The sequence below is a fragment of the Roseomonas marmotae genome (genome assembly GCF_017654485.1).
Classification (GTDB): Bacteria; Pseudomonadota; Alphaproteobacteria; order Acetobacterales; family Acetobacteraceae; genus Pseudoroseomonas; species Pseudoroseomonas marmotae.
This window is the reverse complement of the sequence record NZ_CP061091.1, coordinates 311,668-326,054: the sequence shown is the minus strand read 5'-3', so window position 1 is coordinate 326,054 and position 14,387 is coordinate 311,668. Positions and strand designations below refer to the sequence as shown.

Here is a 14,387-nt window from a genome sequence, read left to right as displayed (position 1 = left end):
GCCATGCCGGAATTCCGACTCGCCGGTTTCGGCTCCTACACCGCTGGCGGCCGGGTGGTGGAGATCAGCGGCGAGCCGGTGCGGGAACTGCAGTTCACCAGCACCACGAGCTACCGGCACGATCCCAACGGCATGCTCGCGATCGAGCATGCCTATGTGCAGTATTTCACCCCGGCCGCGCGCCGCGGCCTGCCGCCTGTCGTGCTGATGCATGGCGGCGGCATGTCCGGCACCATGTGGGAGACCACGCCGGACGGGCGTCCGGGCTGGCTGCATGGGCTGCTGGCCGCAGGGCTCGAAGTGCATGTGGTGGACAATGCCGAGCGCGGCCGGGCGGGCTGGTGCCCGGTGCCCGGAATCTGGCCGGGCGAGCCGATCCTGCGCACCATCGAGGAAAGCTGGACCCGCTTCCGCTTCGGCGAGACGGATGCCGATGGCCGACGGCAGGCCTTTCCCGGCCAGCGCTTTCCCGTGGCGGCGCTGGAGGCTTTCGCGCGCGGCTTCGTGCCGCGCTGGACTACGCTGGGGGATGTCGCGGCAGCCTCGCTGGGCGCGGTGCTGCGGCGTGTCGGCCCCTGCATCCTGCTCTGCCACAGCCAGGGTGGTGAGCCCGCCTTCCGCGCCGCCGCGGCGGCGCCGGGGCTGGTGCGTGCCATGGTGGCGGTGGAGCCGACCGGCTTCGCCGACCCCGCCGCGCTGCGCGGCATCCCGACCCTGATGGTGATGGGCGACTACCGGGAGCATTCGGCGCATTGGCGCGGCGTGTCCCGGCGCTGCATGGATTTCGCCGAGGCCCTGACGGGGCAGGGCGGCCGGGCAGACTGGCTGGACCTGCCGGCCGAGGGCATCCACGGCAATAGCCACATGCCGATGATGGACGACAACAACCAGGAAATCCTGGTGCGCATCCTGCGCTGGCTGGACGCCCGCCTGGCCTGAGCGCGCCGCCTCAGCCGGTCAGCAGCAGCGCCCAGAGCGGCAGGGTGGCCAGCGCCAGCAGGTGCTGGCTGGTGATCATGGCCGCCATCAGCGGCGCGTCGCCCCCCATGGCGCGGGCTTGCACATAGGCGGTGGAGGCGGTGGGCTGCGCCATGAAGAGGATGGCGGTGGCCGCCGCCAGCGTCTCCAGCCCCGTCAGCATTGCCAGCCCCAGGGCGATGGCCGGCATCAGCAGCAGCTTGAAGCCGGCGGTCAGGGCCTGGGTGGGCATCCGGTCGGTCAGCGCGCCGGGCGTCAGCGCCGCGCCGACGCAGAGCAGCCCGGTGGCGAGGCTGGCCTGGGAGAGCCCGCGCAGCAGCCCCGAGGCCCCCGGCGGCACCCCGCCCGCGAGCGCCAGCAGGAAGCCGATGGCGCAGGCCAGCAGCAGCGGGTTCAGCGCGATCTGCCGCAGCAGGCGCAGCGGGCTGGGCTTGGTGGCGCGGCCCAGCGTCAGGGCGACCGTGACGACCACCTGCACGAAGGGCACGATCAGCCCGGTGGCGATGCCGCCCATGGCGATACCCGGCGGCCCCAGCACCGCGCCCGTGATGGCGAAGGCGAGGAGGTTGTTGTAGCGGATACCGCCTTGCAGCACCGAGGTCATGGCGGCATGCCCATGCCCCAGCGCGCGGGCCATCAGCACGCTGCCCGCCGTGCCCAGCGCCAGCGTGCCCCAGATCACCGCCGCCATCCCGCCCAGCGGCAGGTTGGCTAGGTCCAGTGTGCCGATGGCGACGATCAGCAGCGCCGGCAGCAGCACGAAGAAGACCAGCCTCTCCAGCCCGGCCCAGACGGCGGCATCCGGCAGCAGGGTCCGCCGCAGCAGCACGCCCAGGCCGATCATGCCGAAGGTGGCGGCGAAGGCATCCACCCCCGCGGCGAGCGGCAGGGCCATGGCGTCAGGCGCCGATCAGCGCCTTCAGGTCCGCCTGGGGCCGGGCACCGAAATGGCCGATCACCTCGGCTGCCGCGACGGAGCCCCAGCGGCCGCATTCGGCCAGCGGCAGCCCGCGCGTCAGCGCGGCCAGGAAGCCGGCGGCATAGGCGTCGCCGGCGCCGGTGGTGTCCACCACCTTCGCGGGCTCGGCCTTCACCGTCACGGTCTCCCCGCCGGCCAGGATGACGCTGCCCCGCTCGCTGCGCGTCAGCGCGGCGATGCCGACATCGGCGCGGGCGCGCTCCATGGCCTGCTCGAAGCTGTCGGTCTCGTAGAGGCTGAGGATCTCGGTCTCGTTGGCGAAGAGGATGTCCGTCTCCTCCGCCACGAAGGCGCGGAAGGCCTCGCGGTGGCGGCCGACGCAGAAGGCGTCGGAGAGGCTGAGCGCCACCTGCCGGCCCGCCGCATGGGCCAGCCGCGCCGCGCGGCGGAAGGCCGCCTGGGCCGCCGGCGGGTCGAAGAGATAGCCTTCCAGGTAGGTGACGGCGGCGCGGGCCACCATCGTCTCCTCCACATCGGCTTCGCCGAAGGTGACGCAGGCGCCGAGATAGGTGTTCATGGTCCGCTGCCCGTCAGGCGAGACCAGGATCAGGCAGCGCGCGGTGGGGGCGCCACCCGACAGCGGGGCGCCGGGGAACTCCACCCCGGCCGCGCGGATGTCATGCGCGAAGGCCTGGCCCAGCAGGTCGTCCGCCACCTTGCCCAGGAAGCCGACCCTGGCGCCCAGCCCGGCCGCCACGGCGCAGGTATTGCCGGCCGAGCCGCCGCTGCTCTCGATCCCCGGCCCCATGGCGTCATAGATCGCCCCGGCCTGCGCGGCGTCGATCAGCGCCATGGCGCCGCGCGTCATGCCATGCCGGGCCAGGAAGCCGTCATCCGCCCGCGCCAGCACGTCCACGATGGCGTTGCCGATGCCGAGGATATCGAGGGTGGGTGCTGCCATGTGGGGGAACCTTGCCGCGGATGAGCTTCCGCCGATAGCAGCCGCCCGGCGGCCCGGCCAGGGGGCAGCGCCGCTTCCGGTGGGCCTGCGGGATCGTTTCGGGTAAGTGTCAAGCTCAGGCTTTCACCTGGGGTTGCTTGGCACCCGCCGCTATCCGCGCCCGTAAGGAAGTCCCTGAAAAAATTCACGGAGCAGGGGGGCTGACCCGGTTGTCCGCCCGCCATGCCGCGTGATAGCCCCAGGGTGAAACCGCGCGCGCCCGCAGCCCGCGCGGCCAGGCTGATTTCGCCCGTGCCGCCGGCACGGGAGCCGGCATGCAGCCGAGCAGAGGGGGAGCGCCCATGTCCGTCTTTCGCCGCCGCCGCGAGGAACCCACGCCCACACAGGGAGCTCCGTCCGGCCTTCCGGAAGGGGGGGAGCCGACCACCGTCCCGGTGGCCCGCGACCCTGATCTCGCCGTTCCGCCCTTCCGCCCCGCGCCCAGCAAGGAGGCCTCCGCCATGAACCTGCCGTCGAAGCCCGGACAGCCCGCCGGTATTGGCGTGCCGCCCCGCCCCCCCTCGATGGGCGGCGCGAGCCCCTATACCCCGGCCGGGGGCAGCCCCCGCCCGGCTCCGGCGCCCGACCGCCGCTCCATGGTGGTCGGCAAGGGCATCAGCCTGCAGGGCACCGTGACGGATGCCGAGCGGCTGGTGGTCGAAGGCACGATCGAGAGCCAGATGCTGCACGCGGCCGAGCTGGTGATCAGCCATTCCGGTGTCTTCAAGGGCGAGGTCGAGGTGGATGACGCCGAGATCGCCGGCATCTTCGACGGTACGCTGACGGTGCGCGGCAGCCTGATCATCCGCGGCACCGGCAAGGTTCTGGGCGTCGCCCGCTGCCGCCGGCTGCAGGTGGAGGAAGGCGGCCAGGTCTCCGGCCGCATGGAGATGCTGGGCGACAATGGCCCGGCGCCGCGCCAGCCCATGCCGCTGGCTTCCAGCGACGCCGACCAGATGAACTGAGCTTCTTCAAGCTCCGTGCTGAAGAAAAAGGGCGGGCCGCACCGGCGTCCCGCCCTTTTCCATGTCTGCGGCGCGGGTTATCCCGACCGACATGCCCTGCACCCCGCTGCTGCCCCTGCTGCTGGCCTGCCTGCTGGCGGCCTGCGCCCAGGACCCTGCCCTGGAGCGTCAGGCCGTGCTGGATGAGGTGCTGGCCAGTTACCGCGCCAACCTCGCCGGCATGCGGCCGCTGAACGCGCCTCTCGTGGCGCGGGAAGGCGATATGGAGGCCAGCATGGTCGCCATGCCCGCACTGAGCGGGGTTCCCACCCAGGCGGCCCAGCTATTGGGCCAGCCCCCCGCCGCGCTGCTGCGCCTGCTGGGCGCCCCGCGGCTGCGGCGGCAGGAAGGGGATGCCGAGATCTGGCTCTACCAGAGCCCCTTCTGCCACCTGGACGTGATGTTCTACCGCGACTCCGGCCGGGCGGGCACGGCCCCCGCCGGGTCCGGCCTGCGCGTCACCTACGCGACGGCCCGGGCGGCGGGGGCGGAGCGGCGCACCGAGGCCGCCTGCCTGCAGGAACTGGCGGGGCTGCGGCAAAGCTGAGCGTGCGGCCGGGCCTCAGGCCGCCCGCAACGCGGCCAGGAAGCCATCCATCTTGCCGCGTAGCCCCTCCGCCTGGCGCGCCAGCTCCCCGGCCGCGCCGCGCACATCGCCGGCGGCGCGGCCGGTGCGCTCGGCATCCTCGCTGACGCCGGTGGCATGGCGGGAGGCTTCCTCCGTCCCCGCCGCCGCCTGGGCCACGGCATGACCGATCTCCCGCGTCGCCTCCGCCTGCTGCCCGGCGGCCTCGGCCACCAGCCCCGTGGCGTCGTTCAGCTCGCGGATCATGCGGGCGATGTCGCCCATGGCCTGCACCGTCCGCTCCGTCTCCGCCTGCATGGCGGCGATCTGCTGGCCGATCTCCTCGGTGGCGCGGGCGGTCTGGCTGGCGAGCGACTTCACCTCGCCCGCCACGACCGCGAAGCCCTTGCCGCTCTCGCCAGCTCGCGCGGCCTCGATGGTGGCGTTCAGGGCCAGCAGGTTGGTCTGGCTGGCGATACCGGTGATCAGCTGCACCACATCGCCGATCCGCCCTGCCGCCTCCGACAGCCCGCGCACGGTGCGGTCGGTGTTCTGCGCGGCCTCGGAGGCCTGCTGCGCCCGGGCGGCGCTGTCGCGCACCTGCCGCGCCACCTCGGCGATGCTGGCCGAAAGCTCCTCGGCCGCCGCCGCCACGGTCTGCACATTGCCGCTGGCCTGCTGCGAGGCCCCGGCCACCGAGGCGGCGCGGGCATTGCCGGATGTGGCGATCTCCGCCATGCCGCCGGCGGTGGCGTCCATCTCCGACGCCGCCGAGGCCACGGCGCGCAGCGCGCTGGCCGTCTCCGCCTCGAATTCCCGCAGCAGGGTATCGACGCGCCGGGCGCGCTCGATCTGCAGGCGCTGGCTCTCCTGCTGCGCCGCCGCCATCTCCCGCCGCTCCAGCGAGCCGGCGCGCAGCGTCTCCACCGCCTGCGCCATCTCGCCCAGCTCGTCCCGCCGGTCCCGGCCGGGCACGGCGAGTTCCAGCTCGCCGCCGGCGATGCGCGTCACGCTGCCGGTCAGCGCCCGCAGCGGCTGCACCACGCGGCGCAGCAGCAGGATCGCCGAGGCCGCCGCCGGCCCGCAGATCAGCAGCACCAGGAGCAGCGCCTCGGCCAGCATGACCTTTGCCTCGCTTCCGGCGACCTCCACCATCTCCTGCGCCTGGTCCAGCGCGGCATCGCGCAGCAGCAGGATCTCCGCCTGGGCGGGGGTGGACCAGGCGCGGAAGGGCACCACCGCCACGGGCCAGGTGACATTGCCACCGTTCAGCCCGCCCCGCGCCAGCGCCATCATCTCGCGCCAGCGTTTCTCGGCCTGGGCCAGATAGGTCTCGCGCTGGTGGCGCAGCGCCGCCTGCAGCGCCGGGCGGTCCGGCATGGCGGCCGCCAGCCGGCTGGCGGTGGACCAGGCCTGCTCGATCCGTCCGGTCTGCTGATGCGCCAGTTCCAACTGCTCCTGCGTCACGGGCATGCCGCCCAGCCAGGCGGAGACGACGGTGTTGCGGCGCCCGGCATGGTCGCGCAGGTCCATCACGGCGGTGGCGATCTCCACCGCCTGGCTGGCGGCGGGGGCCAGGTCCGCCACCTGCCGCGCCGCGTCCTCGCCCAGCCGGGCCAGGCTGTCGGCCCCCTGGTTGCGGAGCGTCTGCGTGATGTTCGGCAGGCCGGCGTCGCGCCGCGCCAGGGGCTGGGCCAGCGCGTCCATCACCTGCGCCCGCAGGGTGGCGACGCGATCCTTCACCTCCCGCACCCGCGCGGCGGGAAGGCCGATGGCGGAGAGGCGGCGCTCGGCCTCGGCCAGCAGACGGTCGGTCTCGGGGGACTGGCTCCGCAGGGGCATGAGGTCCGGCGCCTCCAGCCGCAGCAGGGAGGCATAGGAGCCGACCTCCACGCCGATCGCCGTCTGCGCCCGCTGGGCGGCGGCGGTGGCGCGGGTGGCCAGGATGGCTCCCTCCGCCCGTTGCCAGGCGCTCCAGGAGGTGCCGGAGAGCCAGGCGGAGGCGATGGCCCCCGGCACCGCCACGCCGCAGAAACAGGCCAGGAAGAAAGTGCGGATACGCATGCCGATGCCTCCGGTCTCAATGGCCGGAAGGGTCGGGCACAGGGCTTAAGATTGGGTTAGGCGCGCGCCTCAGCCGGTGCGGCTGGCGCCCATGGCCAGGGTGTGCTGGTCCGCCCGCGCCTCATAGGCGGCGCCCCGCCGTGCCGCCCAGGCCGAGACCTCATGATGCAGCGGCAGCAGCGCGTGGTCGGTGAAGGCGATCTCGCAGGCCCGGGCCAGCAGCGTGTTGCGCGCGCCATCCTCCATGTTCCGCAGCGCCTGCCGCAGCAGCGCGTCCAGCTCGGGGTTCGAGTAGCGGCCGGCATTGCTGGCACCCATGCCGGCCTTGCGGTCATGGGTGGCGAGCAGCGCCCTCAGCGGGCTGGAGGTCTCGCCCGTGTTCACGCTCCAGGCGGCCAGCGACATGCTGAACCCGGCGCCGGCATTGCGCTGGGAATAGGTGGCCCAGGGCATCGTCTCGGCCTGTGCCTGGATGCCGACGCGCGTCAGCATCCGCGCCACCGCCTGCATGAGCCCGGTGGCGTTCACGTAGCGGTCGCCGGGGCCGTGCAGGGTAAGGCGGAAGCCTTCGGGGTAGCCGGCCTCGGCCAGCAGCGCCTGCGCCCTGGCGGGATCGAAGGGCACGGGAGACAACCCCTCCGCGATGCCGGCGCCGCCGGGGGGCAGGAACTGGCTGGCGATGACGGCATCGCCTTCCATCACCTGCTCCACCAGGGCCTTCCGGTCGATGGCCATGGAGAGCGCCTGCCGCACGCGCCGGTCCTTCAGCGGGTTCCGCGCCAGCGGCTGGCCGTCGTGGTCCGTGATGAAGGGGGAGACATCCCGCTTCTGGTCCATGGCGAGATAGACGAAGCGGCTGGAGATGCCGCGGACCAGGTGGAAGCCGCTCCCGGCCTTCACCCGCGCCGCGCCGCCGGGCGGCACGGCCTCGATGATGTCCAGTTCGCCCGAGAGCAGCGCCGCCAGCCGCGCGTCGGCATCGGCGATCAGGCGCAGCTCCACCGCCTCCCAGGGCAGCCTGCCGCCCCACCAGCCGTCGTTGCGCGACAGGCGCAGGTGGCTGCCCGGCTCGTATTCCTCCAGCACCAGCGCGCCGGTGCCGATGGCGGCATTGCCGTTGTTGAACTCGGTGGTCGGCGCGTCCCGGTGGCCGGCGCTGATGATGCGGATGCGGCTGAGCGCGTTCAGCAGCAGCGGGTCGGGTTCCCTGGTCTCGATCAGCAGCCTGCGCGGCCCTGTGGCCACCATGTTCCTGATGCCGCGGGTATAGATGCGGAGGGGGGCGGTGCTGGGCAGGTCATTGGCCCGCTGCAGCGAGACGATGGCATCCTCCGCCGAGAATTCCCGCCCGTCCGTGAAGGCGGTGCGGCGCAGATGGAATTCCCAGCGCGTGTCGTCCAGTAGCCGCCAGGATTCCGCGAGCCCGGGCCGGGAGGCCGATCTCGCGTCATTGGTGACCAGCGCGTCGAAGATATGGCTGGCCACGGCATTGTTGGGGGCGCTGCTCTGGAAATGCGGATCCAGCGTGGTGTTGAGCGCCGCCAGCCCGATGCGCAGCGTGCCCGGACCTTCCGCCCGCGCGCCCTGGCCCAGCACGGCCTCCAGCCAGCCGGTGGCCTGCAACGCGGCGCCACCCAGCACGGCGCGCGCCAGCCAGCGGCGGGTGGGATGAGGACCTGACATCGCGAGGCTCCTGGGCAGTCCGGGGCGGGAAGGCGGCACGCCCGGTCCTGCCGCGCGTTATGGCGATAGAAACTGGCGGAAAATTGACTGTCAATCGGCCTGCGCGCAGGGGCTAGGCCCCTTGGCCACCTCCCGCTGGTGGTCCGGAGGGGCCGGGCCCCTCCGGCCGCGTCACGCGCCCGCCGGCCGCAGGGCCAGCCAGACCAGGATGACCGCGCCGAGCGCGATGCGGTACCAGCCGAAGGGTGTGAAGCCGATGCGGCTGATGACGGCCAGCAGCCAGCGCACCACCACCAGGGCGACGACGAAGGCCGCCACGAAGCCCAGAGCGATGACGCCGGCGGCGGAGAAGTCCAGCTCGTTCCGCGCCTTGAACAGGCTGAAGGCGGTGGCCGCGACCATGGTGGGGATGGCCAGCAGGAAGCTGAACTCGGCCGCCACCTTGCGGTCCACCCCCACCAGCAGGGCGGAGATGATGGTGGCGCCGGAGCGGCTGGTGCCGGGGATCATCGCCAGCGCCTGGCCCAGGCCGATCAGCAGGGCCGCCAGCGGCCCGATCTCGGGGATGGAATGGATGGAGGGCGCGGGGCGCATGCGCTCGATGGCGATGATGACGATGCCGCCCAGGATCAGGGCGATGGCCACCACCAGCGGCGTGAAGAGCAGGTTGGTGATGTAGCCATGCAGCGTGGCGCCGAACATCATGGCCGGCAGGAAGGCCAGCAGCAGGTTGACCGCCGTGTAGTATTCGGCCGATCCGCGCCGCCACATGCCCATGGCCATGCGGAGCAGCGTGTCCCGGAAGACCCAGATGACGGCGAGGACGGCGCCGAGCTGGATGGTGATCTCGAAGGTCTTGCCGGGCGGGCCCTCGAAGTCCAGCAGCTCGGCCAGCAGGATCAGGTGTCCGGTCGAGGAAATGGGCAGGAACTCGGTCAGCCCCTCCACCACACCCATCAGGAGAGCGGAGAGCAACAGCAAGGCATCCATGCGGAAATCCTGTCGGGAACGGGAAGGGGCTGGAACGAAAACAGGCCAGCCGGTTAGCGCCGGCTGGCCTGGATGTCATCTGAAACCGGCGATAGCGGCGCCGGCCTCCGGTGGCGTCACTTGACGGTCTGGGCGGCCGTGAAGGCGAAGTTGTCGTAGGAGTTCTCGGCGACGCGGAACCAGGCGTATTCGTCGTCGCGGAACTTGCGGTAGGACTCCCAGGTCTTCTTGAACATGGGGTTCCTGTCGCTGGTCTCCTCGTAGAGCACGTGGGTCGCCTTCCAGGCGGCGGCCATCACCTCGCGCGGCCAGGCGCGCAGCTGGGCGCCGCCGGCGATCAGCCGGCGCAGGGCCATCGGGTTGCCGGCGTCGTAGCGCGCGGTCATGTCGGCATCAGCATCGGCGCAGGCGGTCTCCAGCGCCATCTTGTAGGCGGCGGGCAGGGCGTCGAAGGCGGCCTGGTTGGCCATGAAATGCAGCCTCGCGCCGGCTTCCCAGAAGCCGGGGAAGTAGTAGTAGGGGGCGACGCGATTGAGGCCGAGCTTCTCGTCGTCATAGGGGCCGACGAATTCGACGGCGTCGATCGAGCCACGCTCCAGCGCCGGATAGATATCGGCCGGGGCCACCTGGGTCGGCACCGCGCCCATCTTGGCGAAGACCTCGCCCGCGATGCCGGCGATGCGGAACTTCAGGCCCTGGATGTCAGCGATGGACTTGATTTCCTTGCGGAACCAGCCGCCCATCTGCGCACCCGTGTCGCCGGCCGGGAAGCTGACGATGTTGTAGCCGCGGAAGAGTTCCTGCGCGAGCTCGCGCCCGCCGCCATGGCGGTACCAGGCATTCGACATGCGGGTGTTCAGGCCGAAGGGCACCGCCGTGTGGAAGGCGAAGGTGGCGTCCTTGCCGGTGTAGTAATAGGGCGCGGTGTGCGCGGCCTCGATCGTGCCGGCCTGCACCGCGTCCAGCGCCTGGGCGGTGCCGACGATCTCGCCCGCCGGGAAATTGCGGATCTGGAACTTGTTGTCGGTCAGCGCGGCCACGCGGCGGGCGATGAATTCCGGCGCGCCCCAGAGAATGTCCAGGTTGCGCGGGAAGGCGCTGGTCAGGCGCCAGCGCACCTCCGGCGCCGATTGCGCCAGGGCCGGCGTGGCGAGGGTCAGGGCGGCCGGCGCAGCGGTGGCGGCGGCGCCGAGCAAGGCGCGGCGGTTCATGGCGTTCTCCCGAAGCAGGCGTATGTGCCTTCGGTCTTAGGACATCCGGATCGGGCGCGGAAGGTATCGCGCGAATGATCCTGCATCTGCCGCATCATAAAGGCGAGGATCATGCGCGTGTCGGCGGTGACGTGGAATATTATGTCCTTCGCGCCGTCGCTACAGGCTTAGCATGCCATAGAGCCGAGCGGCCGGTGGCCAGGCCGCCACCACGGCGTCCCGGTACCGCCACAGCAGCAGGGCGGCGGCGGCGAGCAGGGCGAGGGAGAGCAGCCAGGCCAGCAGCGGCGCCACGATGCCGCGGCCCTGAGTCGCCCGTGCCGGCGCGTGGCCGGCCTGCAGGGGCGCGGGCGGCGATGCTGCCCCGCGTGGCAGGAGAGCCTCGCGCGCCAGGCTGGCCTCCCGCGGGATGGGGGGCTGGCGCGGCGGGGGGGGCACGGAACGCGCCGGCAGCGGGGCGGCGGATGGTGGCGGGGCGGCGGGCGGGGCGGAGCCCTCCGGCGCCGCGGCCGGTTGCCATTCATTGCCGCAGCGCAGGCAGCGCACCGGGCGCGGCGCCACCAGGCCCTTCGGGGCCAGCAGCTGGTCCGGCACTTCGTAGACGGCGGCGCAGGCGGGGCATTCGATCCGCATAATGATTGCTATGGCCAAGCCGGTGGCGCGCCGCAAGCCCGATGCATCGCCCTCTGTGCCTTCCTTCACCCGCGGGTGGCATGTCAGGCCGTGCCGTGGCATTTCCCTGCCCCATGGTCCGCTTTACCGCCGTCGGCCTGCGCTACCCCGCCCCGAACGGGGGCGAGGGGCCGGAAGCCTTATCCGACCTGACCTTCACGCTGCCGGAGGGAAGTTTCACCTGGCTGCTGGGGGCCTCGGGCGCGGGCAAGTCCTCGCTGCTGCGGCTGATGCATCTGGCGCAGCTGCCGACGCGCGGCACGCTGGAGGTGCTGGGCATGTCGGTGCGGGCCGACCGCCGGGCCCAGCTGCCGGCGCTGCGGCGGCGCATCGGCGTGGTCTTCCAGGATTTCCGGCTGCTGCCGTATCTTTCGGCCTTCGACAATGTCGCCCTGCCGCTGCGTCTTGCCGGCCGCTCCGAGTCGAGCGCGCGGCCGGACGTGACGGAGATCCTGCGCTGGGTCGGGCTGGCGGGAAAGGAAACCTCCCTGCCGCAGCAGCTTTCGGGTGGCGAGCAGCAGCGCGTCGCCATCGCCCGCGCCGTGGTGACGCGCCCGCAGCTGCTGGTGGCCGATGAACCCACGGGCAACCTCGATTCGTATCAGGCGCGGCGGCTGCTGGCCTTGCTGACGGAGATGAACCGCCTGGGTACCACCGTTGTCGTCGCCACCCACAGCGAGGAGCTGGTGGCGAATTTCCCCGCGCCCTCCCTGGTGCTGGAAGCCGGGCGGATCCTGCATCATGGCTAGGCATGTCCGCTATGCGCGCGACCCGCTGGGGCTGCGGCGCGCGCTTTCCGACCGGCTGCTGCCGGGGCTGGTGGCGGCCATGGCGCTGCTGGCCGCGCTGGCCCTGGCCGGCAGCCGGGGCGCCGAGGCGCTGCGCCACCGCTGGCAGGCCGGCGCCGCCGCCGCCGTGACGGTGCAACTGCCGCCCGAGCAGGCCAACCGCATGGACCAGGCGCTGGCCGTGATGCGCGCCATGCCGGAGGTGGAAAGCGCCGAGGCCGTCAGCCCGGAACGGATGCGTGCCCTGCTGCGGCCCTGGCTGGGTGCGGCTGTGGATGACGGCATGGCCGCCCTGCCGCTGCCGGCGGTGATGGAGCTGAAGCTGTTCAACCCGGATATCGATCCCTCTCCGCTGGCCGCCCGGCTGGCCGAGGCGGTGCCGGGGGCCGAGCTGGAGGCGCATGGCGTCTGGGTGGCGCGGCTGGCGGCGCTGGCCAGCAGCGTGCAGGGCGTGGCGCTGGCGGTGCTGGGGCTGGTGGTGGGCGTGGCAGTGGCTGTGGTGGCGGTGGCAACGCGCGCCGGCATCGCCGCGCGGCGCGAGGCGATCGAGATCTTCCACGACCTCGGCGCCACGCAGCGCGACATCGCCGGCCGCTTCGCCCGCCGTATCGGGCTGCTGGCGGCGGGTGGCGCGCTGGCGGGGGCGGCGCTGGCAGTGCCGGCGCTGGTGGCGCTCTCCTCCCTCGCCGCTCCCTTCACGGGCGGGGAGGTGCCCCTGGCGGCGCTCCCCTGGCTGGACCTGGCGCTGCTGCCGCCCGTGGCGGGGGGCATCGGCTGGGCCACCGCCCAGTATAGCGTGCGGCGCTGGCTGCGGCGGCTGCCGTGAAGCGGTGGTGGTGGCTGGCGGGCATTCCCGCCCTGGCCCTGCTGGCGGGTTTCGCCTTTTTCCTGGGCCAGAGCCGGGCGCGGCCGGAGATGCCGTTGCGCCATACCGATGGCATCGCCGTGCTGACCGGCGGGCCGGAGCGGGTGGAGGTCGGGCTGCGGCTGCTGTCCCAGGGCTATGCCCGGCACCTGATGGTCTCGGGCGTCAGCCGTGGCGCGGAACTGGCCGACCTGGCGCGCACCAACAATATCGCCCCCGCCCTGCTGCCGGGCGCCGAGCCCGAGCCGCCGCCGGTGCGCGGCGCGCCGCCGGGGGTGGCGACCCCGGCCATCACCCTGGGGCGGCTGGCCGCCAGCACGCGCGGCAATGGGCAGGAGATCGCCATCTGGGCGCGGGAGAAGGAGATCGACTCGCTCCGGGTGGTCACGGCCGGCTATCACATGCCCCGCGCGCTGCTGGAACTGCGCCGCAACCTGCCGGACGTGGCGCTGGTGCCGCATCCCGTACAGGCGGCGGGGGCGAGGCCGGGTCTGCTGCTACGTGAATATATCAAGCTGATCGGGGCCGCCCTTGGCCTCTCCGCCATCAAGAGCGACTTCCCGCGACAATGACCGCACCCCATGACGCCCCCCCGGGCCTGCTGACGCTGCTGCGCTCGGCCCTGTTCAACCTGTTGTTCTTTGGCGTCACGGCCGGGGCGGTGCTGCTGGGCCTGTTGCTGCTGCCCTTCCCGCGCCGCCTCACGCGCCGCCATGCGCAGGGGTGGGCGCATCTGATGCTCTGGCTGCTGCGGGTGGTCTGCGGCATCCGCGTCCGGGTGACGGGGCGGGAATACCTGCCGACCGGTCCGGCAGTGATCGCCGCCAAGCACCAGTCGGCCTTCGACACCATCATCTGGCTCGCCCTGCTGCCGGACCCCGTCTATGTGCTGAAGAAGGAGCTGCTGCGGATCCCGGTCTGGGGAACGGTCGCGCGGAAATATGGCGCGGTGGCGGTGGACCGGGCCGGCGGCGCCCGCGCCCTGAAGCAGATGGTGCGGGAGGCCGCCGCGGCCGCCGCCGAGGGCTCGCAGATCATCATCTTCCCGGAGGGCACCCGCACCAGCCCCGGCCAGCGCGTGTCCTATCAGCCCGGGGTGGTGGCGCTGGGCGCGGCGGTGGGGCGGCCGATCATCCCGGCGGCCACGGATAGCGGCCTGTTCTGGGGCCGGCGGGCCTTCGCCAAGCGCCCGGGCACCCTGACGGTGGCCCTGTTGCCGCCTCTGCCGATGGGCTTGCCCCGTGCCGCCCTGCTGGCGCGGATGGAAGAAGCGATCGAGACGGAGAGCCTGCGGCTGCTGCCTGATGATTATCCCGTGCCTGTGGATAATTCTGTGGGATAAGTGGAGAACAGCCTTGGCGTCCGCCCCGAAGAATGCCCTCTAAAGGCCTGCGACTCCTTGATTCGTCTGGCCCGGGAATGGTTGTGCCTGTGCTTGTTTTCTACCAAGTGATTGAAATCATTAGCTAAACGGAAATGGTGTGGTACAAAGGGCAGGCGTGTCCTGAACAGCACAGGGAAGACTCAAAGCTCTTGTGGATAGTTTGCGGCGCGGCAGCCCTGGCCTTCACCTCCGGGGATAAAGCATGATTCCCCTCGGGGCCGATATGGGCATGCGGACATGCGCCCTGACGAATCCGGCGCTATA

The 14,387-nt window shown here is 72.2% G+C and carries 14 protein-coding genes; 7 read left to right on the top strand and 7 right to left on the bottom strand.

Going from position 1 to position 14,387, the window contains the following annotated elements:
• Positions 1-3: 3 nt before the first annotated feature.
• Positions 4-939, top strand: a complete 936-nt coding sequence (locus tag IAI58_RS01555) for an alpha/beta hydrolase (RefSeq protein ID WP_207448059.1) — start codon at positions 4-6, stop codon at positions 937-939.
• A gap of 10 nt (positions 940-949) precedes the next feature.
• Here the strand turns inward: IAI58_RS01555 and IAI58_RS01550 are convergent, their stop codons facing one another.
• Positions 950-1,873: an AEC family transporter gene (locus tag IAI58_RS01550; RefSeq protein ID WP_207448057.1), complete on the bottom strand. Its 924-nt coding sequence runs from the start codon at positions 1,871-1,873 to the stop codon at positions 950-952.
• A 4-nt stretch (positions 1,874-1,877) separates the two neighbouring features.
• Entirely contained in the window at positions 1,878-2,858 is a 981-nt protein-coding gene (locus IAI58_RS01545) for an adenosine kinase (RefSeq protein WP_208776003.1), read from the bottom strand.
• Between the two features lie 341 nt (positions 2,859-3,199).
• Here IAI58_RS01545 and IAI58_RS01540 point away from each other — a divergent pair, with 341 nt between their 5' ends.
• Together IAI58_RS01540 and IAI58_RS01535 are read left to right on the top strand one after the other, a co-directional pair.
• On the top strand, positions 3,200-3,862 hold the full coding sequence (locus tag IAI58_RS01540) for a polymer-forming cytoskeletal protein (protein ID WP_207448053.1): 663 nt from the start codon (positions 3,200-3,202) through the stop codon (positions 3,860-3,862).
• Between the two features lie 91 nt (positions 3,863-3,953).
• Positions 3,954-4,448: a hypothetical protein gene (locus tag IAI58_RS01535; protein WP_207448051.1), complete on the top strand. Its 495-nt coding sequence runs from the start codon at positions 3,954-3,956 to the stop codon at positions 4,446-4,448.
• Positions 4,449-4,463: 15 nt separating this feature from the next.
• Here the strand turns inward: IAI58_RS01535 and IAI58_RS01530 are convergent, their stop codons facing one another.
• From IAI58_RS01530 to IAI58_RS01510, 5 genes are all read right to left on the bottom strand, one after another.
• Complete coding sequence (locus tag IAI58_RS01530; RefSeq protein ID WP_207448049.1) at positions 4,464-6,530, bottom strand: methyl-accepting chemotaxis protein; 2,067 nt, start codon at positions 6,528-6,530, stop codon at positions 4,464-4,466.
• 69 nt (positions 6,531-6,599) lie between these two features.
• Complete coding sequence (locus IAI58_RS01525) at positions 6,600-8,213, bottom strand: ABC transporter substrate-binding protein (protein ID WP_207448047.1); 1,614 nt, start codon at positions 8,211-8,213, stop codon at positions 6,600-6,602.
• Between the two features lie 171 nt (positions 8,214-8,384).
• Positions 8,385-9,203, bottom strand: coding sequence for an undecaprenyl-diphosphate phosphatase (locus tag IAI58_RS01520; protein WP_207448045.1), 819 nt, complete (start codon positions 9,201-9,203; stop codon positions 8,385-8,387).
• 116 nt (positions 9,204-9,319) lie between these two features.
• Entirely contained in the window at positions 9,320-10,414 is a 1,095-nt protein-coding gene (locus IAI58_RS01515) for a TRAP transporter substrate-binding protein (protein ID WP_207448043.1), read from the bottom strand.
• 159 nt (positions 10,415-10,573) lie between these two features.
• A complete protein-coding gene (locus IAI58_RS01510; protein WP_207448041.1) occupies positions 10,574-11,047 on the bottom strand; it encodes a zinc-ribbon domain-containing protein in 474 nt (157 codons plus the stop codon).
• A gap of 113 nt (positions 11,048-11,160) precedes the next feature.
• Between IAI58_RS01510 and IAI58_RS01505 the strand changes: the two genes are divergently transcribed.
• The 4 genes from IAI58_RS01505 to IAI58_RS01490 are packed head-to-tail and all read left to right on the top strand — an operon-like array spanning position 11,161 to position 14,081.
• Positions 11,161-11,835, top strand: coding sequence for a cell division ATP-binding protein FtsE (locus IAI58_RS01505; RefSeq protein WP_207448039.1), 675 nt, complete (start codon positions 11,161-11,163; stop codon positions 11,833-11,835).
• Positions 11,828-12,700 (top strand): cell division protein FtsX, encoded by an 873-nt coding sequence (locus tag IAI58_RS01500; RefSeq protein WP_207448037.1) that lies wholly within the window; start codon positions 11,828-11,830, stop codon positions 12,698-12,700. The genes IAI58_RS01505 and IAI58_RS01500 overlap by 8 nt, the downstream gene beginning before the upstream one ends.
• On the top strand, positions 12,697-13,311 hold the full coding sequence (locus IAI58_RS01495) for a YdcF family protein (protein ID WP_237182892.1): 615 nt from the start codon (positions 12,697-12,699) through the stop codon (positions 13,309-13,311). Before IAI58_RS01500 ends, IAI58_RS01495 begins: the two co-directional genes overlap by 4 nt.
• Positions 13,308-14,081 carry a lysophospholipid acyltransferase family protein gene (locus IAI58_RS01490; protein WP_237182471.1) on the top strand — a complete coding sequence of 258 codons (774 nt, stop codon included), beginning with the start codon at positions 13,308-13,310 and terminating at the stop codon, positions 14,079-14,081. Before IAI58_RS01495 ends, IAI58_RS01490 begins: the two co-directional genes overlap by 4 nt.
• Positions 14,082-14,387 lie beyond the last annotated feature (306 nt).

Bases quoted from the DNA above. Each gene is read 5' to 3' on its own strand.
- IAI58_RS01555 (WP_207448059.1), top strand. From the start codon at position 4: ATGCCGGAATTCCGACTCGCCGGTTTCGGCTCCTACACCGCTGGCGGC.
- IAI58_RS01510 (WP_207448041.1), bottom strand. From the start codon at position 11,047: ATGCGGATCGAATGCCCCGCCTGCGCCGCCGTCTACGAAGTGCCGGAC.
- IAI58_RS01520 (WP_207448045.1), bottom strand. From the start codon at position 9,203: ATGGATGCCTTGCTGTTGCTCTCCGCTCTCCTGATGGGTGTGGTGGAG.
- IAI58_RS01525 (WP_207448047.1), bottom strand. From the start codon at position 8,213: ATGTCAGGTCCTCATCCCACCCGCCGCTGGCTGGCGCGCGCCGTGCTG.
- IAI58_RS01530 (WP_207448049.1), bottom strand. From the start codon at position 6,530: ATGCGTATCCGCACTTTCTTCCTGGCCTGTTTCTGCGGCGTGGCGGTG.
- IAI58_RS01550 (WP_207448057.1), bottom strand. From the start codon at position 1,873: ATGGCCCTGCCGCTCGCCGCGGGGGTGGATGCCTTCGCCGCCACCTTC.
- IAI58_RS01545 (WP_208776003.1), bottom strand. From the start codon at position 2,858: ATGGCAGCACCCACCCTCGATATCCTCGGCATCGGCAACGCCATCGTG.
- IAI58_RS01500 (WP_207448037.1), top strand. From the start codon at position 11,828: ATGGCTAGGCATGTCCGCTATGCGCGCGACCCGCTGGGGCTGCGGCGC.
- IAI58_RS01540 (WP_207448053.1), top strand. From the start codon at position 3,200: ATGTCCGTCTTTCGCCGCCGCCGCGAGGAACCCACGCCCACACAGGGA.
- IAI58_RS01490 (WP_237182471.1), top strand. From the start codon at position 13,308: ATGACCGCACCCCATGACGCCCCCCCGGGCCTGCTGACGCTGCTGCGC.
- IAI58_RS01505 (WP_207448039.1), top strand. From the start codon at position 11,161: ATGGTCCGCTTTACCGCCGTCGGCCTGCGCTACCCCGCCCCGAACGGG.
- IAI58_RS01535 (WP_207448051.1), top strand. From the start codon at position 3,954: ATGCCCTGCACCCCGCTGCTGCCCCTGCTGCTGGCCTGCCTGCTGGCG.
- IAI58_RS01515 (WP_207448043.1), bottom strand. From the start codon at position 10,414: ATGAACCGCCGCGCCTTGCTCGGCGCCGCCGCCACCGCTGCGCCGGCC.